Annotated in this window: 21 protein-coding genes; 4 read left to right on the top strand and 17 right to left on the bottom strand. The window is 61.6% G+C overall.

The genetic code is table 11. The annotated features are described in order from the left end of the window. Nucleotides 1-24: 24 nt before the first annotated feature. The 5 genes from sucA to sdhC form a co-directional block, all read right to left on the bottom strand. The gene (sucA, locus tag EKL15_RS09015) at nucleotides 25-2,832 is read right to left on the bottom strand and encodes a 2-oxoglutarate dehydrogenase E1 component (RefSeq protein ID WP_004939884.1); all 2,808 of its coding nucleotides are present in this window, start codon (nucleotides 2,830-2,832) and stop codon (nucleotides 25-27) included. 275 nt (nucleotides 2,833-3,107) lie between these two features. Beyond that, on the bottom strand, nucleotides 3,108-3,824 hold the full coding sequence (locus EKL15_RS09010) for a succinate dehydrogenase iron-sulfur subunit (RefSeq protein ID WP_004939885.1): 717 nt from the start codon (nucleotides 3,822-3,824) through the stop codon (nucleotides 3,108-3,110). Nucleotides 3,825-3,840: 16 nt separating this feature from the next. Further along, nucleotides 3,841-5,607 carry a succinate dehydrogenase flavoprotein subunit gene (gene sdhA / locus EKL15_RS09005; protein WP_015376974.1) on the bottom strand — a complete coding sequence of 589 codons (1,767 nt, stop codon included), beginning with the start codon at nucleotides 5,605-5,607 and terminating at the stop codon, nucleotides 3,841-3,843. Continuing rightward, nucleotides 5,608-5,955 carry a succinate dehydrogenase membrane anchor subunit gene (sdhD, locus tag EKL15_RS09000; RefSeq protein ID WP_004939891.1) on the bottom strand — a complete coding sequence of 116 codons (348 nt, stop codon included), beginning with the start codon at nucleotides 5,953-5,955 and terminating at the stop codon, nucleotides 5,608-5,610. Then, nucleotides 5,949-6,338: a succinate dehydrogenase cytochrome b556 subunit gene (gene sdhC / locus EKL15_RS08995; protein WP_004939893.1), complete on the bottom strand. Its 390-nt coding sequence runs from the start codon at nucleotides 6,336-6,338 to the stop codon at nucleotides 5,949-5,951. Before sdhC ends, sdhD begins: the two co-directional genes overlap by 7 nt. A 730-nt stretch (nucleotides 6,339-7,068) precedes the next feature. Here sdhC and EKL15_RS08990 point away from each other — a divergent pair. Beyond that, nucleotides 7,069-8,361 (top strand): citrate synthase, encoded by a 1,293-nt coding sequence (locus EKL15_RS08990; protein WP_016928730.1) that lies wholly within the window; start codon nucleotides 7,069-7,071, stop codon nucleotides 8,359-8,361. Nucleotides 8,362-8,418: 57 nt separating this feature from the next. Here EKL15_RS08990 and nei read toward each other — a convergent pair whose 3' ends face one another. The 12 genes from nei to EKL15_RS08930 all read right to left on the bottom strand — a co-directional run bounded on the left by nei (nucleotide 8,419) and on the right by EKL15_RS08930 (nucleotide 18,718). Beyond that, a complete protein-coding gene (nei, locus tag EKL15_RS08985; protein ID WP_203089278.1) occupies nucleotides 8,419-9,210 on the bottom strand; it encodes an endonuclease VIII in 792 nt (263 codons plus the stop codon). Between the two features lie 53 nt (nucleotides 9,211-9,263). Then, on the bottom strand, nucleotides 9,264-9,908 hold the full coding sequence (pcp, locus tag EKL15_RS08980) for a pyroglutamyl-peptidase I (RefSeq protein ID WP_060423632.1): 645 nt from the start codon (nucleotides 9,906-9,908) through the stop codon (nucleotides 9,264-9,266). Nucleotides 9,909-9,916: 8 nt separating this feature from the next. Then, the gene (locus tag EKL15_RS08975; RefSeq protein WP_038877526.1) at nucleotides 9,917-10,936 is read right to left on the bottom strand and encodes a DUF979 domain-containing protein; all 1,020 of its coding nucleotides are present in this window, start codon (nucleotides 10,934-10,936) and stop codon (nucleotides 9,917-9,919) included. After that, entirely contained in the window at nucleotides 10,933-11,664 is a 732-nt protein-coding gene (locus tag EKL15_RS08970; protein ID WP_048322403.1) for a DUF969 domain-containing protein, read from the bottom strand. Before EKL15_RS08970 ends, EKL15_RS08975 begins: the two co-directional genes overlap by 4 nt. 62 nt (nucleotides 11,665-11,726) lie before the next feature. After that, entirely contained in the window at nucleotides 11,727-12,467 is a 741-nt protein-coding gene (gene pxpA / locus EKL15_RS08965) for a 5-oxoprolinase subunit PxpA (protein WP_100396170.1), read from the bottom strand. Continuing rightward, the gene (gene pxpC, locus EKL15_RS08960) at nucleotides 12,457-13,389 is read right to left on the bottom strand and encodes a 5-oxoprolinase subunit PxpC (RefSeq protein WP_100396171.1); all 933 of its coding nucleotides are present in this window, start codon (nucleotides 13,387-13,389) and stop codon (nucleotides 12,457-12,459) included. Before pxpC ends, pxpA begins: the two co-directional genes overlap by 11 nt. Next, the gene (gene pxpB, locus EKL15_RS08955) at nucleotides 13,383-14,039 is read right to left on the bottom strand and encodes a 5-oxoprolinase subunit PxpB (RefSeq protein ID WP_087763328.1); all 657 of its coding nucleotides are present in this window, start codon (nucleotides 14,037-14,039) and stop codon (nucleotides 13,383-13,385) included. Before pxpB ends, pxpC begins: the two co-directional genes overlap by 7 nt. A gap of 159 nt (nucleotides 14,040-14,198) precedes the next feature. Beyond that, a complete protein-coding gene (locus EKL15_RS08950) occupies nucleotides 14,199-14,942 on the bottom strand; it encodes a type 2 GTP cyclohydrolase I (protein WP_025301873.1) in 744 nt (247 codons plus the stop codon). Nucleotides 14,943-14,960: 18 nt separating this feature from the next. Continuing rightward, complete coding sequence (locus tag EKL15_RS08945; protein WP_048232933.1) at nucleotides 14,961-15,941, bottom strand: MBL fold metallo-hydrolase; 981 nt, start codon at nucleotides 15,939-15,941, stop codon at nucleotides 14,961-14,963. A 22-nt stretch (nucleotides 15,942-15,963) separates the two neighbouring features. Continuing rightward, nucleotides 15,964-17,394: a deoxyribodipyrimidine photo-lyase gene (gene phrB, locus EKL15_RS08940; protein WP_100396173.1), complete on the bottom strand. Its 1,431-nt coding sequence runs from the start codon at nucleotides 17,392-17,394 to the stop codon at nucleotides 15,964-15,966. 15 nt (nucleotides 17,395-17,409) lie between these two features. Continuing rightward, entirely contained in the window at nucleotides 17,410-18,366 is a 957-nt protein-coding gene (locus EKL15_RS08935; protein ID WP_100396174.1) for a DUF523 and DUF1722 domain-containing protein, read from the bottom strand. Between the two features lie 142 nt (nucleotides 18,367-18,508). Continuing rightward, entirely contained in the window at nucleotides 18,509-18,718 is a 210-nt protein-coding gene (locus tag EKL15_RS08930) for a YbfA family protein (RefSeq protein WP_004939916.1), read from the bottom strand. A 441-nt stretch (nucleotides 18,719-19,159) separates the two neighbouring features. On the opposite strand from EKL15_RS08930, the gene EKL15_RS24820 reads away from it, so the two are divergent. Genes EKL15_RS24820 through kdpB form a run of 3 tightly spaced genes read left to right on the top strand, consistent with a single transcriptional unit; the run spans nucleotide 19,160 to nucleotide 23,033 of the window. Beyond that, nucleotides 19,160-19,249 (top strand): K(+)-transporting ATPase subunit F, encoded by a 90-nt coding sequence (locus EKL15_RS24820; RefSeq protein ID WP_016928742.1) that lies wholly within the window; start codon nucleotides 19,160-19,162, stop codon nucleotides 19,247-19,249. Beyond that, nucleotides 19,249-20,937, top strand: coding sequence for a potassium-transporting ATPase subunit KdpA (gene kdpA, locus EKL15_RS08920; RefSeq protein ID WP_038877511.1), 1,689 nt, complete (start codon nucleotides 19,249-19,251; stop codon nucleotides 20,935-20,937). Before EKL15_RS24820 ends, kdpA begins: the two co-directional genes overlap by 1 nt. A 26-nt stretch (nucleotides 20,938-20,963) precedes the next feature. After that, nucleotides 20,964-23,033 carry a potassium-transporting ATPase subunit KdpB gene (gene kdpB, locus EKL15_RS08915; RefSeq protein ID WP_203089276.1) on the top strand — a complete coding sequence of 690 codons (2,070 nt, stop codon included), beginning with the start codon at nucleotides 20,964-20,966 and terminating at the stop codon, nucleotides 23,031-23,033. Nucleotides 23,034-23,048: the final 15 nt, after the last annotated feature.

Here is a 23,048-nt window from a genome sequence, read left to right as displayed (position 1 = left end):
CCTCGGCCGGCAAGCGAGCGAACATTAGTCAATATTCAGCGCGTCGTTCACCAGAGCCTGCTGCTGCTTCTGGTGTACGGACATATAGCCCACCGCCGGAGAAGCGGAGGCCGGACGTCCTGCGTAACGTAAAGAAGCCCCGAACGGTACCACTTCACGGAAGTTGTGTTGGCTGCAGTACCAGGCGCCTTGGTTCAGCGGCTCTTCCTGACACCAGACGAAATCATGCACGTGCGAGTATTGTTCCAGCACGGCCTGCACGGCCTGATGCGGGAACGGATACAGCTGCTCGATACGCACGATGGCCACGTCTTTCTGCTCGTTCTTGCGACGCTGTTCCAGCAGGTCGTAGTAGACCTTACCGGAGCACAGCACGACGCGCTTGACCGCTTTCGGATCCAAGTCGTCGATCTCGCCGATCGCCGGCAGGAAGGTGCCGTTGGCCAGTTCGTCCAGCGAAGAAATCGCCAGCGGGTGACGCAGCAGCGACTTCGGCGACATCACCACCAGCGGACGGCGCATACCGCGCAGCGCCTGACGACGCAGCATATGGTAAACCTGCGCCGGCGTGGACGGGACGCACACCTGCATGTTCTGCTCTGCGCACAGCTGCAGATAGCGTTCCAGACGCGCGGAAGAGTGCTCTGGGCCCTGGCCTTCATAGCCGTGCGGCAGCAGCATCACCAGGCCGCACATACGGCCCCATTTTTGCTCGCCGGAGCTGATGAACTGGTCGATAACGACCTGCGCGCCGTTGGCGAAGTCGCCGAACTGCGCTTCCCAGATGGTCAGCGTGCGCGGTTCCGCCGTCGCGTAGCCGTATTCGAACGCCAGCACCGCTTCTTCGGACAGCACGGAGTCCCAGACCTTGAATTCGCCCTGGCCGCTGTGGATGTTCGCCAGCGGAACGTAGACGGAACCGTTTTTCTGGTTGTGCACCACCGCGTGGCGGTGGAAGAAGGTACCGCGGCCGGCGTCTTCGCCGGAGATACGGATTGGAATGCCTTCATCCGCCATGGTCGCGTAGGCCAGCGTTTCGGCGGCGCCCCAGTCGAACGGCTTGTTGCCCGCCGCCATCTCGGCGCGGTCCGCGTAGATTTTCGCCACGCGCGACTGCATTTCGATCGCTTCCGGCACGGTGCTGATGCGGCGGCCCAGCTCCTGCAGGCGCTTCATCTCAACCTTGCTCGGGTACTCTTCGTCCCACTCGTGGTTCAGGTACGGAGACCAGGTGAAGGAATGCAGGTTCATCGGACGCCATTCTTCAACCACGCAATCGCCGCGGTCGAGCGCGTCACGGTACAGGTTGACCATTTCCGTGGCATCTTCCAGGCTGGCCACTTTCTGCTCGGTCAGAACGTCAGCGTAGATTTTGCGCGGCGTAGGGTGTTTCTTGATCTTCTGATACATCACCGGCTGGGTAGCGCTCGGCTCGTCGGCCTCGTTGTGCCCATGGCGACGGTAGCAGACCAGATCGATCATCACGTCACGCTTAAAGGTGTTACGGAAATCCAACGCCAGGCGGGTGACAAAGGCCACGGCCTCCGGATCGTCCGCGTTAACGTGGAAGATCGGCGACTGAACCATTTTGGCGATGTCGGTGCAGTATTCGGTAGAGCGCGCATCCAGCGGGTTGGAGGTGGTGAAACCAACCTGGTTGTTGATGACGATACGCACGGTGCCGCCCACTTCGTAGCCGCGAGCCTGAGACATGTTCAGGGTTTCCTGAACCACGCCCTGGCCGGTGATGGCGGCATCGCCGTGGATGGTGATCGGCAGCACCATGTTGCTGCGCGCTTCATCCAGACGATCGCGACGGGCGCGAACCGAGCCCATGACCACCGGGCTGACGATCTCCAGGTGCGACGGGTTGAACGCCAGCGCCAGGTGAACCATGCCGCCTTCGGTTTCCACGTCGGAGGAGAAGCCCTGGTGATATTTCACGTCACCGGTACCGAGGTGTTCTTTATGCTTGCCGGCGAATTCGTCGAACAGATCGGCCGGCTTTTTGCCCAGCACGTTGATCAGCACGTTCAGACGGCCGCGGTGAGCCATGCCCAATACCACTTCGCGCGTGCCGTTCTTACCGGCGTGGCGCACCATCTCTTTCAGCATCGGCACCAGCGCGTCGCCGCCTTCCAGCGAGAAGCGTTTAGCGCCCGGGAATTTGGCGCCCAGGTAACGTTCCAGGCCTTCCGCCGCGGTCAGCTCGTTCAGGAAACGGCGTTTTTCGTCGGCGGTAAAGCTGGCGCGCCCCACCACCGACTCGATGCGCTGTTGGATCCAGCGTTTCTCTTCGGTGTTGGTGATGTGCATGTACTCAGCACCGATCGACCCGCAATAGGTCTGCTTCAGCGCGGCGTACAGATCGCCCAGCTTCATGGTTTCTTTGCCGATGGCGAAAGAGCCCACGTTGAAGGTTTCCTGGAAATCGGCTTCGGTCAGGTTGTGGTAAGCGGGATCAAGGTCAGGAACTTGCTCGCGCTGCCACAGGCCGAGCGGATCGAGGTTGGCATGCTGATGCCCGCGGAAGCGGAAGGCGTTGATCAGCTGCAGTACCTTGACCTGTTTGGCGTCGGTTTCCGGATCGGTGATGGTGGTGTTATAGCGCGCGGAGTCTTTCGCCAGGCGGCGGAAGTAATCGCGCGTTTGAGAGTGAAGCTGATCGGGTTTGACACCCGCGGTTGGTAGCTGTTGAAAAATGGAACGCCAGCTATCTTCAACGGAACCCGGATCGGTTAAGAAGTCTTCATAGAGCTGCTCTATGTAAGACTGGTTCGCGCCCGCCAGATAGGAGGAATCCAGCCAGGCCTTCATTGCGCCGTTCTGCATCATGATCCCTTAAGCTTTGAAGCTTTAGTTTTCGCCGTGGTTAACATAATTACCGTGATGAATACGGTTTGCCGTAAAACGGTTCACTCGACGTACTTGCGGCCATGACGGCCCGATACGTTCTGTTATGGACCTTGCGGTCCCTTACAAGGAACCTCTAAAAACCGGCGGAAGAACCAGGCTGCATAGCGCCGCAGCCGCGGGTCAGTTTTTAGAGGTTCCCTCCCCTATGGGATGTGCGCCGGAAAAGAGCCCGGCGCAGCATCTCATTCCGTTTATGCGCCGCGTTGCAGCAGCATGGACTTGATATGCCCGATAGCACGCGTCGGGTTCAAGCCTTTAGGACATACACTGACACAATTCATAATGCTATGGCAGCGGAAAACACTAAAAGCGTCGTCCAGATCATCTAAACGTTCTTGCGTTTCCGTGTCACGGCTGTCGATCAGGAAGCGATACGCCGCCAACAGACCGGCAGGCCCGATGAACTTGTCCGGGTTCCACCAGAACGATGGGCAAGAGGTCGAGCAGCAGGCGCACAGAATGCACTCGTACAGACCGTCCAGCTTGGCGCGCTGCTCCGGCGACTGCAGGTGCTCGCGCGCCGGCGGGTTCTTGCCGTCGTTCAGCAGGTATGGCTTGATCTTTTCATACTGGGTGTAGAACTGGCCCATATCCACCACCAGATCGCGCACCACCGGCAGGCCCGGCAGCGGACGGATCACGATCTTGCCGTTGCCTTTGCGCAGCGACGAAATCGGGGTGATGCACGCCAGGCCGTTTTTACCGTTCATGTTCAGGCCATCGGAACCGCACACGCCTTCGCGGCATGAGCGACGGAACGACAGGGTCGGATCTTTTTCTTTCAGCTGGATCAACGCATCCAGCAGCATCATGTCGCGACCTTCTTCCGCTTCCAGGGTGTAGTCCTGCATGTGCGGCGCGTCATCGACATCCGGGTTGTAGCGATAAATGGAAAATTCGAGTTTCATCTGTCGATCTCCGCAATTAGTAAGAACGCACTTTCGGCGGGAATGCCGGGCGCAGCTTCGGTTGCATGTTCACTTCACGACGCGTCATGCTTTCCGATTGCGGCAGATACAGCGAATGGCACAGCCAGTTGGCGTCATCGCGTTCCGGGTAGTCGAAGCGGCTGTGTGCGCCACGGCTCTCAGTACGGAAGTTGGCCGACACGGCGGTGGAATACGCGGTCTCCATCAGGTTATCCAACTCCAGGCACTCGATGCGCTGGGTGTTGAACTCGCTGGAGGTATCGTCCAGGCGTGCGTTCTTCAGACGTTCACGGATCACTTTCAGTTCTTCCAGACCCTTGGCCATCGCATCGCCTTCGCGGAATACCGAGAAGTTGTGCTGCATGCAAGACTGCAGCGCTTTGCGAATTTCGACCGGGTCTTCGCCGGAGCGGGTGTTGTTCCAACGGTTCAGACGATCCAGCGAGGCTTCCACGTCGGAGTCGCTGGCATCACGGCTCACGCCCTGCTCTTCCAGCGATTCCTGCAGGTGCATGCCGGCGGAACGGCCGAACACCACCAGGTCGAGCAGCGAGTTGCCGCCCAAGCGGTTGGCACCGTGCACCGATACGCAGGCGATTTCGCCCACGGCGAACAGCCCCGGGATCACCACGTCTTCGCCTTTCTCATTCACGGTCAGCGCCTGGCCGGTCACTTTGGTCGGAATCCCGCCCATCATATAGTGACAGGTTGGGATAACCGGGATCGGCTCTTTCACCGGATCGACGTGCGCGAAGGTGCGGGACAGTTCCAGAATGCCCGGCAGACGGGATTCCAGCACCTCTTTACCCAGGTGATCCAGCTTCAGCTTGGCGTGCGGGCCCCAAGGACCGTCGCAGCCGCGACCTTCGCGGATTTCGATCATGATCGAACGAGCAACCACGTCGCGGCCCGCCAGATCTTTGGCGTTCGGCGCATAACGCTCCATGAAGCGCTCGCCGTGTTTGTTCAGCAGGTAACCGCCTTCGCCGCGGCAGCCTTCGGTCACCAGCACGCCCGCGCCGGCGATGCCGGTCGGGTGGAACTGCCACATTTCCATGTCCTGCACCGGCACGCCGGCGCGCAGCGCCATGCCGACACCGTCGCCGGTGTTGATGTGGGCGTTGGTGGTGGACTGATAAATACGGCCTGCGCCGCCGGTCGCCAGCACGGTGGCCTTGGCTTTGAAGTAAACCACTTCACCGGTTTCGATGCAGATAGCCGTGGTGCCGACCACCGCGCCGTCCTGGTTTTTCACCAGATCAAGCGCATACCACTCGGAGAAGATGGTGGTGTGGTTTTTCAGGTTCTGTTGGTACAGGGTGTGCAGCAGCGCGTGGCCGGTACGGTCGGCTGCGGCTGCGGTACGCGCCGCCTGCTCGCCGCCGAAGTTCAGCGACTGGCCGCCGAACGGGCGCTGGTAGATGCGGCCGTCGTCCAGACGAGAGAACGGCAGGCCCATGTGTTCCAGTTCCAGAATCGCTTCCGGGCCGGTTTTACACATATATTCGATGGCGTCCTGGTCACCGATATAGTCGGAACCTTTCACCGTGTCGTACATATGCCATTCCCAGTTGTCCTCGTGGCTGTTGCCCAGCGCGACGGTGATGCCGCCCTGTGCGGACACGGTATGGGAACGGGTCGGGAAAACTTTGGACAGCAGGGCACAGGTCGAGCCCGCTTGGGAAATTTGCAGCGCGGCACGCATGCCCGCACCGCCGGCGCCGATTACGACGGCATCAAACTCTCTGACTGGCAGTTTCATTTAAGCACCCCACACTACGATTGTTCCGTACAGTAAATAGACCAGCAACGCGACCACGACAGCCAGCTGCAACACCAGGCGAACCGCCAGCGGCTTGACGTAGTCCGTCAGCACCTGCCACAGCCCGATCCAGGCGTGCACCAGAATCGACAGCAAGGTCAGCAGAGTGAACACTTTCGTAATGGAAGTGGCGAAGAAACCTCGCCAGATGTCATAAGTCAGTTCCGGAGCCGTGACGAAGAAGCCCAGGATATACAGGACGTACAGGGTGATGATGATAGCGGAAGCGCGCAGCAGCAGCCAATCGTGCACGCCGTTGCGCCCTAATGCAGAAACGTTGTTTACCATACGAGGACTCCAGCCAGAACTGACAGCACGACGGTCAGACCGATCGCCACCTGGGCGGAACGGGTACCGGCGGCCAAACTCTCTTCGATGTAGCCAAAATCCATTAACAAGTGACGGATGCCACCGCAAATGTGATAGGCCAGCGCCGTGAGGATGCCCCAGAATATGAATTTGACGATGAAGCTATTCATGATGGCGGCCGCCTGCAGGAACCCCTCTTGGGAAGAGAGTGACAGGCCCAGCAGCCAGAGGAGGATACCCACGGCAACGAAGGTAATTACGCCAGAGACTCGGTGTAAGATAGACGCTATCGCAGTTACGGGGAACCGGATCGTTTGCAGATCCAAGTTGACAGGTCGTTGTTTTTTCACGTATTTGCCCACACAGCTCTTATTATTTTCCTTCCTCCGGGCCTGGGCGGGGATCAGACAGCGTTAAGAGCCTAAAACCCTTACACGTCACGCGCTCAAACATCAACATCCTCTGTGCTCAAACGGCGCGCATTTATAACGCTGGGTGCTCCTACTTCAGGGTAATCCGGAGACCTGGCGGCAGTATAGGAGGATCACATTCTGATTACAATTCTCATACAACCGCTTTGATAACATTTCCCCCGAACAGTGATTCAGATCACGGATTTCACAATTAGTGCAAAATTAATTATCTGATTTGACAAGAGATCAACATTTCCATTACATATAGGGGCACAAACGGTCCTATGATGCGCTATGGGTCAGCAGATACACTTCCCCCCGGGTTCGAGTTATGCAACAGTGTATTTGACGAACCTATCCCAATAGCCGTTGTTTCCCGCTCGATTTTGCCGGCGTCAAAAAGCAAATAAAGCAAATAAAAACAGATTATTGGGATAGGTTCACATCTCTTCGAACAGCTCATAGGTAAGATTAACAGACTATAACGAATTACTATGAATCGTTAACAACTGGTCACCCGTCTCGTTCGCCTGGTCAGCACTCTGTACCCTACCCGCGCACAGTTGCGCAGTCGCTCACAGAGTTAGCGTCCGCACCATTTTTTTGCGGGCAACCTGCAGAGATTTAAGGTATTTCAGTTGTTAGTGGTTTTTAAAATAAGGCGCTAAGGAGACAGTAAATGACTGATAAGAAAGCGACGCTAACCATTAACGACAGCGAAGCTCCGATCGAACTGGGCGTATTGACACCGACACTGGGCCCTGATGTCCTCGATGTCCGCGCTCTGGGTTCCAAAGGTTATTTCACATTTGATCCCGGCTTTACCTCCACCGCTTCTTGCGAATCCAAGATTACCTTCATCGACGGCGACAAAGGCGTGCTGCTGCACCGCGGCTTCCCTATCGAGCAGCTGGCGAAAGAATCTTCCTACCTGGAAGTGTGCTACATCCTGCTGTACGGCGAGACCCCAACGCCGGAAGAGTTCGAGACCTTCAAGACCACCGTCACCCGCCACACCATGATCCACGACCAGATCACCCATCTGTTCCGTGGTTTCCGTCGCGACTCGCACCCGATGGCGGTGCTGTGCGGCGTGACCGGCGCGCTGGCGGCGTTCTACCACGATGCGCTGGACGTCAACAACGAGCGTCACCGTGAAATCACCGCGTTCCGTCTGCTGTCCAAAATGCCGACCGTGGCCGCGATGTGCTACAAATATTCCCTGGGCCAGCCGTTCGTTTACCCGCGCAACGATCTGTCCTATGCCGGCAACTTCCTGCACATGATGTTCGCCACCCCGTGCGAAGAGTACGTGGTGAACCCGGTGCTGGAACGCGCCATGGACCGCATTCTGATCCTGCACGCCGACCATGAGCAGAACGCCTCTACCTCTACCGTGCGCACCGCCGGCTCTTCCGGCGCCAACCCGTTCGCCTGCATCGCGGCCGGTATCGCCTCCCTGTGGGGACCGGCGCACGGCGGCGCCAACGAAGCGGCGCTGAAAATGCTGGAAGAGATCAAGACTGTCGAGCACATTCCGGAATTCATCAAGCGCGCCAAGGACAAGAACGACTCCTTCCGCCTGATGGGCTTCGGCCACCGCGTGTACAAGAACTACGATCCGCGCGCTACCGTGATGCGCGAAACCTGTCACGAAGTGCTGAAAGAGCTGAACAAGAAGGACGACAACCTGCTGCAGGTCGCGATGGAGCTGGAGCACATCGCGCTGAACGACCCGTACTTCATCGAGAAGAAACTGTACCCGAACGTCGACTTCTACTCCGGCATCATCCTGAAGGCGATGGGCATTCCTTCTTCCATGTTCACCGTGATCTTCGCCATCGCGCGCACCATCGGCTGGATCGCCCACTGGAACGAAATGCACGACGAAGGCATCAAAATTGCCCGTCCGCGTCAGCTGTACACCGGCTATGCCGAACGCGATTTCAAATCCCAGCTGAAAAACAAGTAAGCCGCTTTCCCGGCTGAAACCGCACAGCGCCGCCCCTTCGGGCGGCGTTTTTTTTGGTTATTTCTGGCAGCCCGGGCACCAATAAAACGGCCGCGACGACAGTTCGGTACGCACGATCATCCCACCGCAGCGTTCGCAGGGCTCGCCGCTGCGATGAAATACCTTGAAGCGAAACAGCGCGCCGTGATGCCGGTTGTCATCCGCCTGCCCGCGCGTCTGGTAGGAAAGGCGCGGCACTGCCAGCAGTGCCTCCGCCAGGTGGCGCAGCGCCTCTGGCGTCAGATCCTGCGGTTTGTGCTGCGGCGCCAGTTCGGCCTGCCACAGGATTTCGGCGCGCAGATAATTGCCCAATCCGGCGAGAAACGCCTGGTCGAGCAGCATGCCCCCCAGCTGCCTGCGGCGAAAACGTGGCGTCAGCAACCGCTCCGCCACATCGTCTACCGTCAGCGACATGTCCAACACGTCGGGGCCGATGCGTTGCAAAAACGGGTGTTGCTCTATTTCCTCGCGCGGCCCAACGGTAATGTCGGAAGCGCTGTAAAGCAATATCGCGCTGTGAGCGGTTTCCAGCCGCACCCGCAGATCGCGCTTGGTCTCCGGCGTCTCCCCTGCCGCCGCCACTTTCCACACGCCATACAGCTGGTTGTGGCTGTACATCGTCAGCCCATTGGAGAAATTGGTCAGCAGCGCCTTGCCACGCGGCTCGATGGCGACGATGCGCTCGCCGAGCAGACGCTGGCGATAGTGTTTCAGCTGGGGAAAAGCGAAATCGACGGCGGTCAGCGGCTGATCGATCACCGCCGCCGCCAGTTTGTCCGCCGCCCGGCGAATCTCCGGTCCTTCCGGCATAGACCACTCCTTGCGTAGACCCGGCGCAGCCCGATGCGCCGGGGATGACATGATTAATGCGTCGCGCCGCCCACCACTTTCAGATCGTGCTCCACCTGCAAAGCGATGGAAACGGCCAGCTCCAATGCAAACAGCACCGTCGAGGCCGCCATGCTCGGCGCACCGGGGTGCGCCGCCGCCTGTTCCGGCAGGTACGGGATATGGATAAACCCGCCCTTGACCTCGCGCTGGCCGCTCAAACGGTGCAGCAGGCCATACATGACATGGTTGCACACGTAGGTGCCGGCGGTCTGCGAAACGGAGGCCGGAATACCGGCCTCGCGCATCGAACTGACCATCGCTTTAATCGGCAAGGTGCTGAAATAGGCCGCCGGACCGCCGGCGACGATCGGCTCGTCCACCGGTTGCTGCCCCTGATTGTCGGGGATACGCGCGTCGTCGACGTTGATCGCCACCCGTTCGATCGTGATGTCGGTGCGGCCGCCGGCCTGGCCGATAGCCAGCACCATCACCGGCTGCACCTCGTCGATCGCCGCATTGAGCGCGTCCAGCGCCGCGCCGAACACGCACGGCAGCTGGCGCGCCACGATGCGCGCGCCGACCAGCTCCATATCATTGAGCTGCTTCACCACTTCCCAGGAGGGGTTAAGGCGCTCGCCGCCAAACGGCTCAAAGCCGGTAATCAATACTTTTTGCATCCTTACTCCTACAGGAACATCAGGAAATACAGCAGGAACACGTTAACCAACAGCAGCAGCACGCCGGTCGGCACCTGCGCCTTGATCACCGCATTCTTGTCCGGCAGCTCCAGCAGCGCCGCCGGCACAATGTTGAAGTTCGCCGCCATCGGCGTCATCAGGGTGCCGCAATACCCCGAGAACATGCCGATCGCCGCCATCACCGCCGGGTTGCCGCCGTGCTGCAACACCAGGATCGGAATGCCGATGCCGGCGGTAACGATCGGGAAAGCGGCGAAGGCGTTGCCCATCACCATGGTCAGCACCGCCATACCGATAGCGTAGACTGCCACGGCGATAAAGCGGTTATCGACCGCCAGATACTCCTGGGTCAAATGCGAGATCGCGGTGCCGACGCCGGCGACGGTAAACAGCAGCCCCAGCGTGGCGAGGATCTGCGGCAAAATGAACGCCCAGCCGATCGAATCCAGCAGGCGCCGCGCTTCCTGCACCGGCTGCAGCGCCTTCTCGTGGGTCATTTTCACCGCGATCGCCAGGCCAATCAGGCAGCCGACGGTCATCGAGAACAGGGTGATCAGCGTCGCATGGTTGCCGCTGCCGAACACCGCGGTTTGCAACGCCGGCACGTTGTTGAACAGCAGCACGCCGATCACCGTCACCACCGGGATCGCCAGAGCGGGGATAAACAGCTTATTGCCCAGGCGCTTGGCGCTGGCCTCGCGCTCCTGCGGCGTTCGCTGGTGATAGCTGCCGAGGCGCACGCCGCCGAAGCCGGCAATCAGGGCCATCACCACCACCACCCCGCCAACGATGATGTGCAGCATGCGTTTCTCGTTGCTGCCTTCGCCCAGCACGTCGCCCAGCAGGCGGTAAGTCCAGTCGCCGACCAGGAACACCAGGCCGTACAGCCCCCAAAACAGCCCGGTGGTGATGCGGCGCGGGTTGGCGCGATCGCGGAAGGACATCACCGCCACAATCAGCAGCACCGCGCCGGCCAGCCAGTAGAGATATTGTTGCTGGAAGTTCATCGTACCTCCCCCTTCGCCTGCAGCGCCGCCTGATTCAGCTGCGCCAGCTCGGCGCTCAGCTGCTTATCCATCCGATACAGCCGGAACGCGTGGATCAGGAAAGCGAAAATCGCGGTCGGAATGCCCCACAGCGCGATATGCAACGGCTCGGTCTGAATGCCGCCGGACTCCAGCATAAAGTTGTGCATGAAGATGATCGCGCCGAAGGCGACGAAGATATCTTCGCCGAAGAACAGCCCGACGTTGTCGGTCGCGGCCGACATGGCGCGCAGACGGTGGCGGGTGCGCTCCGGCAGCTCGCCGTAGCGGTTTTCCGTCGCCCCTTCCGCCATCGGCGCCAGCAGTGGCCGCACCATTTGCGGATGCCCGCCCAGGCTGGTCAGCCCCATCGCTGCAGTAATCTCGCGCACGAACAGGTATACGATCAGCAAACGGCCGGCGGTGGCGCTTTTGATCTTGGCGATCCACGCCTGCGCACGCTCTTTCAGCCCGTGGCGCTCCAGCAGGCCGATCACCGCCAGCGGCAGCAGCAGGATCAGCGGCAGGTTACGGGTGTTGAGAAAGCCCTCGCCGAGCTTTTCCAGAATGACGTCCAGCGGCATCAGCGCCGCCAAACCGGTGATGATGCCGGCGGCGATCACCACCAGCACCGGGTTGAAACGCAATACAAACCCGACCACGATGGCGGCGATGCCAATCAGTGGCCAGAGATTCACGGCCTGTTCCATAGTCTTCCCTCGATATTTTCTAATAGTTTTTTGCTTGTGATGTTGTGTCTTGCTTTATTGCTTTACTGCTCCGCGCTGACGCGGATGCCCTGCTGAACAAAACTGTCCCGCAGCTTGCGCGCATACGCCAGCGCATGCTCGCCGTCCCCATGCAGGCAGACGGTTTCCGCCTGAACGGCGGTCCAGACGCCATCCACGCTGCGCACCCGGTGATGGCGCACCATCTCCAGCGTTTGCGCCAGCGCCTGTTCGTCATCGTCGATCAGCGCCCCCGGCAAACCGCGCGGCACCAGCGTGCCGTCGGCCTGATAGCCGCGATCGGCGAATACCTCCTGCCGGGTGGTCAGACCGAGTTGTTCCCCGGCGCGGATCAGCTCGCTGCCGGCCAGCCCCACCAGCCGCAGCGCCGGATCGACCGCCTGCACCGCCCGGGCGATCGCTTCCGCCAGCGCCGGCTCAACCGCCGCCTGGTTGTACAGCATGCCGTGCGGCTTAACGTGCACCATCACCCCACCCTCGGCGCGGGCGATGGCCGCCAGCGCCCCGAGCTGATATACCACCTGCGCGTACACCGTTTCCGGCGGCAGCTGCATGCGGGTGCGGCCGAAGTTATCCCGATCGGGAAAACTCGGGTGAGCGCCGATCGCCACGCCGTACTGCAATGCCCAGCGCACCGACTGACGCATGGTCTGCGCATCGCCGGCGTGAAAGCCGCAGGCGATGTTGGCCGAACTCACCAATTGCAACAGCGCCTGGTCGTTGGCGCAGCCTTCGCCGAGATCGGCGTTCAAATCAACGATCATGTAACCCCCAGGCAATCTGTCGAAGGAAGAGATCCTGCTCGGCTTTGGCGCGCTGCGCCTCCGTCAGTGAGCAGAGAACGAAGTGGATCGGTTCGCCGAGACGGATCTGCGCCAAGTGGTAGAGATCGGCCTCGATCACGCAGGCGATACGCGGGTAACCGCCGGTGGTTTGCGCATCGGCCATCAGCACGATCGGCTGGCCGTTGTGCGGCACCTGCACCACACCGGGCAGCAGGCCGTGCGAAAGCATCTCGCGGTCGGTGGTGCGCTCCAGCGGCGTGCCGCCGTGCAGGCGGTAGCCCATGCGGTTGCTCTGCGGGCTGAGCTGCCAGGCGGTGCGCCAGAACGTGTCCTGCGCCTCTTCGCTGAATTCGGCGTACTCCGGCCCCGACAGCGCGCGGATGCGGTTGGTGAACAGCAGCTGCTTCACGCCGCAGCGGTGTTGCGGCAGCGCGGTGGATTTACCCAGCGGCAGCCGATCGCCGTCCTTCAGGTTACGGCCTTCGTGGCCGCCAAAGGCGGCTTTCATGTCGGTGCTGCACGAGCCCAGCATTTCCGGCACGGCGATGCCGCCCGAGATCGCCAGGTAGCTGCGCATGCCGCGTTTTGGCGTGCCCAGCGCCAGCCGCTGCCCCTTTTTCACCGGGTAGCGCCAGCCGGTCCACAGCGGCTTGCCGTCCAACTGCGCGTCGCAGCCGGCGCCGGTCAGGGCGATCCAGCCAGGACGGGTAAACTCGGCGCTGAACTGGCCGAGGGTGATCTCCAGCCCGGCGGCCTCAGGCGCATTGCCCACCAGCAGGTTGGCAATCTTCAACGCCGGTTGATCCAGTGCCCCGCCGGTGCTGATGCCCAGACGGCGGAATCCCTCGCGGCCCAAATCCTGCACCGTGGTATAGATGCCGGCACGCAGAATAATCAGCATACGCCCTCCTTCTGCGGCACGAAGCGCACGTTATCGCCCGGGCGCAGCAGCGTCGGCGGCATTTCATGCGGATTGAACAGCGCCAGCGGCGTGCGGCCAATCAGCTGCCAGCCGCCGGGCGTCACCAGCGGATAGATGCCGGTCTGGCCGCCGCCGATGCCGACGGAGCCGGCCGCCACCGCCAGACGCGGCTCAGCGCGGCGCGGCGTCGCCAGCTGTTCCGGCATACCGCCCAAATAGGAGAAACCCGGCTGAAAGCCGAGGAAATAGACCACGTAGGCTGCCGCCGCGTGGCATTCCACCACCTGCCGCGGCGTCATGCCGGTATGGCGCGCCACTTCATCCAGATCGGGGCCTTGCTCCCCGCCGTAGACCACCGGAATATCCACCTGGCGCGATTCCGGCGTCAGGCTCTCTTTGCTTTCCCAACCTTGCTGCAGCAATGCGAGTATCGCTTCGGCGTCGGCCTGCGGCGTATGCAGCAACAGCGTCAGGTTATTCATCCCCGGCACCACTTCCCGCACGTCGGGGTGGTGATTCAGCTTTTCCGCCAGCGCCCAGATGCGCTGCTGGCTCGGTAAGGTCACCGGCGGCGACAGTTCAAGCACTACCGCTCTTTCACCCAACAGGTAATAACGTGCTTGTTGCACCCTTATTCTCCTTATTATTATCGCGATGAAAAACACACCAGTTATGCGTGACGCGGCCCCGGCTGTCAATAGAACGCAACCATAAGGAAAATAAGGAAATAGCGCGGTAAAAGGATTCAGCCGGCGCACAGGCCGGGCTGGATCCGGGGAAGAAAAAAATCAGGCGGGATTCGGGATATCGATAAAGGTCACATCAAAGCCGTGGTGCTGCGCCAGCCAGTCGCCCAGCGCCTTCACGCCGCCGCGCTCGGTGGCGTGGTGGCCGGCGGCGAAGAAATGCACGCCCATTTCGCGCGCGCTGTGAATGGTCTGCTCAGACACTTCACCGCTGATGAACGCATCGACGCCGAAGCGCGCCGCGCTGTCGATAAAGCCCTGGCCGCCACCGGTGCACCAGGCCACCCGGCGAATGTGCTCAGGCGCGTTATCGCCGCAGTGCAGCACCGCGCGCCCCAGCCGGCTTTCGATACGCTGCTGCAGCGCTTCGCCGGTCAGCGGCTGTTCAAATTCGCCGTGCGGCACCAGCGGCTCGACGTCGCCAATCACCCGAATGCCCAGCGCCTGCGCCAGCTGCGCGTTGTTGCCCAGCACCGGATGCGCGTCCAGCGGCAGGTGGTAGCCGTACAGGTTGATGTCGTGGGTCAGCAGCGTTTTCAGGCGGTTGCGCTTCATGCCGCGCACCGCCGGCGCCTCGTTTTTCCAGAAATAGCCGTGGTGCACGATAATCGCGTCGGCCTGATGCGCCACCGCGGCGTCCAGCAGCGCCTGACAGGCGGTGACACCGGTCACGATGCGCTGCACGTGCGGGCGGCCTTCTACCTGCAATCCGTTGGGGGCGTAGTCCTGAAACGCCGCGGCGTTCAGTTCCGTGTTGATCAGTTGTTCCAGATCGAGGTTACGCATTCTCTTCTCTCTTCATAGTCAAAATGTCTGCCGGTCGCCCTGCGCCATCAGGATAAATTTCACGCCCAGATCGTTGCCCTGCGCCAGCTGTTGCGCAATGGCGGCGCGCGTGTCTTCGCCCTGCTTCAGGCTGGGCTTGATGTGGCTGATCACCACCGGCAAACCGTTCAGCGAGCCATCGCCGCCGCTGTACTGTGTCAGGTTCTTCAGCTCCTTCAGCAGCCAGGCCGGCGTCAAATGGCCGTACAGATGTTTATCCTCCACCCCGTTAGGGTAAGAGGTTTCGATAATCATGCCCTTGAGCTTCTTCTGCTCGACAAGCGGCCCCAGCGCGCGCCAGACGGTATCGAGATCGCGCGACTGCTCGACCTTATCCGGCCCGGTATCGCCGAAGTAGGCGAAGAACTCGCTGCCGTTGGAAATCAGCAGCATCGACGACGGATAGCGATCGTGGCTGAGCGGGTACATCACGCCGGTCAATCCGGTCAGGCCGAGGGTAAACCGCTGCTGCGGCCGCACCGTTTGCAGCCGGTAGGTGCCCAGCCGCGAGCCGTTGCCGGCGTCGGTAAAGTTCGGCCACGCCTTCCAGTTGAAGTAGTGATTACGCAGGGTCAGTACGGTGTCCGCCTGGGCGTAAACGGTTTTTTTATTGTCCTCGGGTGAGCCGACGATCAGCCCCGCCACGTGGTCCAGGTGGCCGTGGCTGATAAAGTAGCTGCCGATCAACTGCCGGAACACATAGCCCTGTGGCGTGTAAGGCGCGGCCAGCTCGGGCGTCACCTGCGGGAAGCTGCCCTTCTCCAGCCCTTTGGCGATGCCCGGCAGCAGCGAACCGGCGTCCAGCGCCACATACCGCGGCTGATTGTCGCTGCGGATCAGGTAGGAGGTCAGATTGCCGTCGCTGACGCCGCCGTCGACGCCGAGCGCCACCACGTCAAAGCCGGCGATCGCCAGCGCCGAATAGCCGCTCAGGCACAGGGCCAGCACCTTTTTCATCATTGCATCGCTCCTTGCAGTTGCCTCAAGACTCTCCCCGTTTTGCCGCCTCGAACGCCGCCAGCGTCTCCAGCCGGGCTTGCTTATGGTCGACGATCGGCAGCGGGTAGTTCAGCGTGCATCGCTGCTTTTCCGCCCAGCGATGGGGGTGATGGATGTCATTGTCGGGCACATCCGCCAGTTCCGGCAACCATTTACGGATAAAAGTGCCTTGTGGATCAAAACGTTCACCCTGAGTCGTCGGGTTGAAGATGCGGAAATACGGCGCGGCGTCGGTGCCGGTGGAGGCCGCCCACTGCCAGCCACCGTTGTTGGCCGCCAGATCCCCATCCAGCAGTTGCGACATGAAATAGCGCTCCCCGGCGCGCCAGTCGATCAATAGATCCTTCACCAGAAAACTGGCGCTGATCATGCGCAGCCGGTTGTGCATCCAGCCGGTGGCGTTCAGCTGGCGCATGGCGGCATCGACGATCGGGTAGCCGGTCTCGCCCCGCTGCCAGGCGTGCAGCTTCGCCGCGTCATCGCACCAGCGCACCTTGTCCGTCCAGGCAATAAACGGCCGATGGCGGCACAGATCGGGATAGGCCACCAGCAGATGGCGATAGAACTCGCGCCAAATCAGCTCGTTGAGCCAGGCGAAGGCACCGCTTTCGCGATCTTCCAGCAGCTGCGGGCATTCGGCGCGCAGGCGATTGAAGCACTGGCGCGGCGACAGCACGCCGATCGCCAGATAGGGCGACAGGCTACTGGTGCCGGCGAGGGCCGGCAGATCGCGCTGCCGGAGGTAATCCTGCACCTGCTCGCGGCAAAAGGCGCGCAGCCGCTGCAACGCAGCCTCCTCGCCGGCGGGATAACCATCCCCAGTCTCCGCCGTAGGGTAATCGAACGCCGCCGGCGCCTCAGGCGCAGGCAACGCGCCACCGGCACGGATCTTCGGCGCCGGCAGGCAACTCACGTCGGACTCGGTCAGGCGTTGAAGAAAGGCGTTGCGAAACGGCGTATAGACCTTGTACATCTCGCCGCCGCCGGTGAGTACGCTGCCCGGCGGCAACAGCAGGCTGTCATCGAAACCGTGGCACCTCACCCGGCCGCTCAACCGCTGTTCCAGCCGCGCATCGCGCCGGCGTTCGTTCAGTTCGTACTGGCGATTGTAGAACAGCGCATCCACCTGCTCCCGCTCGCAATAGTCCGCCAGCCAGTCGATCGACGCGGCAAAGTCCGCACAGGCATGGCAATGCAGCGCAATGCCCTTGTGCGCCAGCGCCTGCTGCACCGCCTGCAGGCTGGCGTGGATCAGCGCCGCCTGCCGCGGCGCCATCTCATGTTGCCGCCACTGCTGCGGCGTGGCGATAAACACCGCCAGCACCCGGGCTTCGGGATCGCTACAGGCCGCCTGCAGCGCGTTGTTGTCGGTGATACGCAGATCGTTACGCAACCAGACCAGATGCGTGGTCATAAAACTCCTTGTCAATCAATGGCCGTAACGCAAACGCAGCGCCTCCGGATAAGGTTCGAAATAGCGTTGTTCCGCCAGATAGCGATCGGGGTATTCCGCCATGTAATGCTTGAGCAGCGCGATCGGTGCCAACAGCGGCTGCATGCCCTGCCGGTAGCGGTCGATCAGGTGTGCCAGCTCCTGGCGCTGCGCCGTACTGAGCTGACGGCGGAAATAGCCCTGCACGTGCATCAACACATTGGTGTGGTTGCGGCGCGTTGCCTTGTGCGCCAACAGCGCCATCAGGCGGCTGCGGTATTCCACGGCGAAGGCCTCCAGCGAGTCCCAGCGGTGAATATCGGCGACGAAGCGCCCCAGCTCCCGATACGCCGGCTGCGAATGCGCCAGCAGCGACAGCTTATAGCGGCTGTGAAACGCGATCAGCCCGCCGCGGGTCAGCCCCTGACGCCACAGCATGTTCAGCTCGTACAGCGCATACACCCGTTCAATGAAGTTTTCCCGCAGTGCCGCGTCCTGCAATCGTCCATCCTCTTCGACCGGCAGCCACGGCATCTGGCGCAGCAGTTCGGCGGTAAACAGACCGACGCCGTTTTTACGCGAGTCCTTGCCGTTTTCGCTGTAGACCCGCACCCGCTCCAGGCCGCAGCTCGGTGACTTGGCGCAGACGATGTACCCGCAAAGATGTTGCAAGGCCGCCACGCGCTGCGCGGAGAAGCCGCGCATCTCCTCGGTCAGATCCACGCCGGCGTCGTTGCTGTAGCGCATCGCCGGCCACGGCTGCGCCTGTTTCACCAGGCGCAGCGCCGGGCGCGGCGTAGGCAGCCCGATCGCCATTTCCGGGCAAACGGGCTCAAAGCGCACATAGGGCGCCAACTGTTCCACCGCAAAGGCCAGCCGCTTGTGGCCGCCGTCGAAACGCACCGTCTCGCCCAGTAAACAGGCGCTGATGCCGATAGGGATCTTGTCACTCATACCGCTCTCCCGTGTTGTTGGCCGATGAGGAAAGTGTAGAAGAATGGCTTGCCGAATACGACCTTGCGCTTGATAGGGGCGGCCAGAGGCATAAAAAAACCCCCGCCGCAGGGCGAGGGTTTTTTCGTGAATCGACAGTGGCTCAGTAGAAATCGCAGGACGCCAATTCCGCCTGCTGCAGCCAGACCGGCTTATCGCTGGTTTTTGACCAGACGCGGTGCAGGTAGCTGTAAAAACGCCCGCGATCGCTGCGGAACAGCATCACCGGCAGGGCCAAAATGCCCGCGATAACCACTGCGCTGCGGCGCAGGAGAATCCGATGCAATGAATAAGCGTGATAGGTAGTAGACATGCGAACCTCCTTAAAAACGCCTGCCGTTGATTTGTCAGGGAAAACGGCGTCGGCGTATCAAATGAACAATCGGTAATTTGGTAACTGAGCAAAATTTTAGCGCACTTGATGAAAGTTTACTACTCATCCGACCACTAAATCGCACAAAAAATCGCTAATCGCCGCAGCGATCCGTAATTTTGTTACAGTCAAGTTAATTTTTAACTTACCATGGGTTACATTGTGGTTATTATTCGGGTGGTTATTTCCCGCTTACGCCCGTTCGCCCTGCCCCATCAGGGGCAATCTCTCCACCGGCCTGATGGTTGAAGCGCTGAATTTCCGCTGAAATTTCAGCCATTTTTATACTTTTTTTACACCCGCCCGCGCGATTTTTTCATCTTCTTTCTACCCCTCTCCCTACACTGCCTCTATCAAAAACAACACCTCTGGAGGTGTCCCGTGAGTTTCAGCGTTATTGGTGGTGCGCTGTTGGTTCTGCTGCTGTTGGCCTATTTGGTCTACGCCCTGTTTAACGCGGAGGATTTCTGATGGCGGCTTCAGCCTTTTTACTGATCGCCAGCTTCCTGCTGGTGCTTCTGCTGCTGGCCCGGCCGCTGGGCGGCTTTATGGCGCGCCTGATCGAAGGTGAGCCGTTGCCTGCGCTGCGCGGGGTAGAAGCCGGCGTCTGGCGCGCCTGCGGCATCCGCGCCACCGAGATGAACTGGTGGCAGTACGCGCTGGCGATCCTGGCGTTCAACCTGCTCGGCCTGGCGCTGTTGTTCGCCCTGCTGATGACGCAGGGCTCGCTGCCGCTCAACCCGCAAGGCTTCCCGGGCCTCTCCTGGGATCTGGCGCTCAACACCGCCGTCAGCTTCGTCACCAACACCAACTGGCAGGCCTACAGCGGCGAAAGCGCCCTCAGCTATTTCAGCCAGATGGCCGGGCTGGCGGTGCAGAACTTCGTCTCCGCCTCCACCGGCATCGCCGTGGCCTTTGCGCTGATCCGCGCCTTTACCCGCCGCGCCGGCAACACCGTCGGCAACGCCTGGGCCGATCTGTTCCGCATCACGCTGTATGTGCTGCTGCCGATCGCGCTGCTGATCGCCCTGTTCTTCGTCAGCCAGGGCACGCTGCAAAACTTCCTGCCTTACCTGCACGTCACCACGCTCGAAGGCGCGCAGCAGACGCTGCCGATGGGGCCGGTGGCCTCGCAGGAAGCGATCAAAATGCTCGGCACCAACGGCGGCGGCTTCTTCGGCGCCAACTCGGCGCACCCGTTCGAGAACCCGACCGTGCTGACCAACTTCGTGCAGATGCTGGCCATCTTCCTGATCCCCTGCGCACTGTGCTTCTCCTTCGGCCAGTTGGCCGGTGAAAACCGCCAGGGCCATGCGCTGATCTGGGCGATGGCGCTGATCTTCGTGGTGGCGGTGGTCGTGGTGATGTACGCCGAACTGGCGGGCAACCCGCACCTGAGCGCGCTGGGCGCCGACAGCAATATCAATATGGAAGGCAAAGAGTCGCGCTTCGGCATTCTTGCCACCAGCCTGTTCTCGGTGGTGACCACCGCCGCGTCCTGCGGGGCGGTTAACGCCATGCACGACTCCTTCACCGCGCTGGGTGGCATGGTGCCGATGTGGCTGATGCAGATCGGTGAGGTGGTGTTCGGCGGCGTCGGCTCCGGCCTGTACGGCATGCTGCTGTTCGTGCTGCTGACGGTGTTTATCGCCGGTCTGATGATCGGCCGCACCCCGGAATATCTGGGCAAGAAAATCGACGTTTACGACATGAAGATGACCGCGCTGGCGATCCTGGTCACGCCGACGCTGGTGTTGCTGGGCAGCGCGCTGGCCATCGGCACCGACGCGGGCCGCGCCGGCATCCTCAACCCGGGCGCCCACGGCTTCAGCGAAGTGCTGTACGCCCTGTCCTCCGCCGCCAACAACAACGGCAGCGCCTTCGCCGGGTTGAGCGTCAATACGCCGTTCTACAACCTGCTGTTGGCCTTCGCCATGTTTGTCGGCCGCTTCGGGGTGATCCTGCCGGTGCTGGCGATCGCCGGTTCGCTGAGCGCCAAACAACGCCAGCCGGCGGGCAACGGCACCCTGCCGACCTATGGGCCGCTGTTTATCGGCCTGCTGATCGGCACCGTGCTGCTGGTGGGCGCGCTGACCTTCGTGCCGGCGCTGGCGCTGGGCCCGGTGGCCGAGCATTTGCAGCTTTGGTTGGCAAACTAACAGACGTCACAGAGAGAGAATAAGAGATGACTCGCAAACAACGCGCGCTGTTTGAACCGGCCCTGGTGCGCACCGCGCTGATCGATGCGGTGAAAAAACTGGACCCTCGCGTTCAATGGCGCAACCCGGTGATGTTCGTGGTGTATATCGGCAGCATTCTGACCACCGCCATCTGGCTGGCGATCTTCACCGGCCAAACCGACGGCGCCGCCGCCTTTACCGGCAGCGTCTCCCTGTGGCTGTGGTTCACCGTGCTGTTCGCCAACTTCGCGGAAGCGCTGGCCGAAGGGCGTAGCAAGGCCCAGGCGGAAAGCCTGAAGGGCACCAAGAAAACCAGCTGGGCGAAAAAACTGGCCGGCCCGCGCCGCGACGGCGCCACGGAGAAAGTGGCCGCCGACAGCCTGCGCAAGGGCGATATCGTGCTGGTGGAAGCCGGCGACACCATCCCGTGCGACGGCGAAGTGCTGGAAGGCGGCGCCTCGGTAGATGAAAGCGCCATCACCGGTGAATCCGCGCCGGTGATCCGCGAGTCCGGCGGCGACTTCTCCTCGGTCACCGGCGGCACCCGCGTGCTGTCCGACTGGCTGGTGGTGCAGTGCAGCGTCAACCCGGGGGAAACCTTCCTCGATCGCATGATCGCCATGGTGGAAGGCGCCAAACGCCGCAAAACGCCGAACGAGATCGCACTGACTATCCTGCTGGTGGCGCTGACCATCGTGTTCGTCCTGGCCACCGCCACCCTGTTCCCGTTCTCGCAATACAGCGTGGAAGCGGCCGGCAGCGGCAGCGTGGTCACCATCACCGTGCTGGTCGCGCTGCTGGTCTGTCTGATCCCCACCACCATCGGTGGCCTGCTGTCCGCCATCGGCGTGGCCGGGATGAGCCGCATGCTCGGCGCCAACGTGATCGCCACCAGCGGCCGCGCGGTGGAAGCCGCCGGCGACGTGGACGTGCTGCTGCTGGATAAAACCGGCACCATCACGCTGGGCAACCGCCAGGCTTCGGAGTTCCTGCCGGCACCGGGCGTGAAAGAGCAAGAGCTGGCGGATGCCGCGCAGCTGGCCTCGCTGGCGGACGAAACGCCGGAAGGCCGCAGCATCGTGGTGTTGGCCAAACAGCGATTCAACCTGCGCGAACGCGATCTGCAGGCGCTGAACGCCACCTTCGTGCCCTTCTCCGCCCAGACCCGCATGAGCGGCGTCAACGTGCAGGAGCGCATGATCCGCAAAGGCGCAGTGGATGCCATTCGCCGTCACGTCGAATCCAATCAGGGGCACTTCCCGCGGGCGGTGGACGATCTGGTGGAAAGCGTGGCGCGCACCGGCGGTACACCGCTGGTGGTGGCGGAAGGCGCCCGAGTGCTGGGCGTGGTGGCGCTGAAGGATATCGTCAAGGGCGGCATCAAGGAACGCTTCAATGAGCTGCGCAAGATGGGCATCAAAACGGTGATGATCACCGGCGATAACCCGCTGACCGCGGCGGCGATCGCCGCCGAAGCCGGGGTGGACGACTTCCTGTCGGAAGCCACGCCGGAAGCCAAGCTGGCGCTGATCCGCCAGTACCAGGCGGAAGGCCGCCTGGTGGCGATGACCGGCGACGGCACCAACGACGCCCCGGCGCTGGCGCAGGCCGATGTGGCGGTGGCGATGAACTCCGGCACCCAGGCCGCCAAAGAGGCGGGCAACATGGTCGATCTGGATTCCAACCCGACCAAGCTGATCGAAGTGGTGCACATCGGCAAACAGATGTTGATGACGCGCGGCTCGCTGACCACCTTCAGCATCGCCAACGACGTGGCCAAATACTTCGCCATCATTCCGGCGGCCTTCGCGGCCACCTATCCACAGCTGAACGCACTGAACGTGATGCATCTGCATTCCCCGGCCTCCGCCATCATGTCGGCGGTGATCTTCAACGCCCTGGTGATCGTGTTCCTGATCCCGCTGGCGCTGAAAGGGGTGAGCTACAAACCAATGAGCGCCGCGGCCCTGCTGCGCCGCAACCTGTGGCTGTACGGGGTCGGCGGCCTGCTGGTGCCGTTCGTCGGCATCAAACTGATCGACCTGATCCTGGTCGCGCTGCACGTCGCCGGTTAACCATTGAGGGAAATG

It is taken from the genome of Serratia sp. 4542, from assembly GCF_016805595.1.
In the GTDB taxonomy this organism is placed as follows: domain Bacteria; phylum Pseudomonadota; class Gammaproteobacteria; order Enterobacterales; family Enterobacteriaceae; genus Serratia; species Serratia nevei.
The sequence above is the reverse complement of the archived record's forward strand: the minus strand, read 5'-3'. Positions and strand labels throughout refer to the sequence as shown.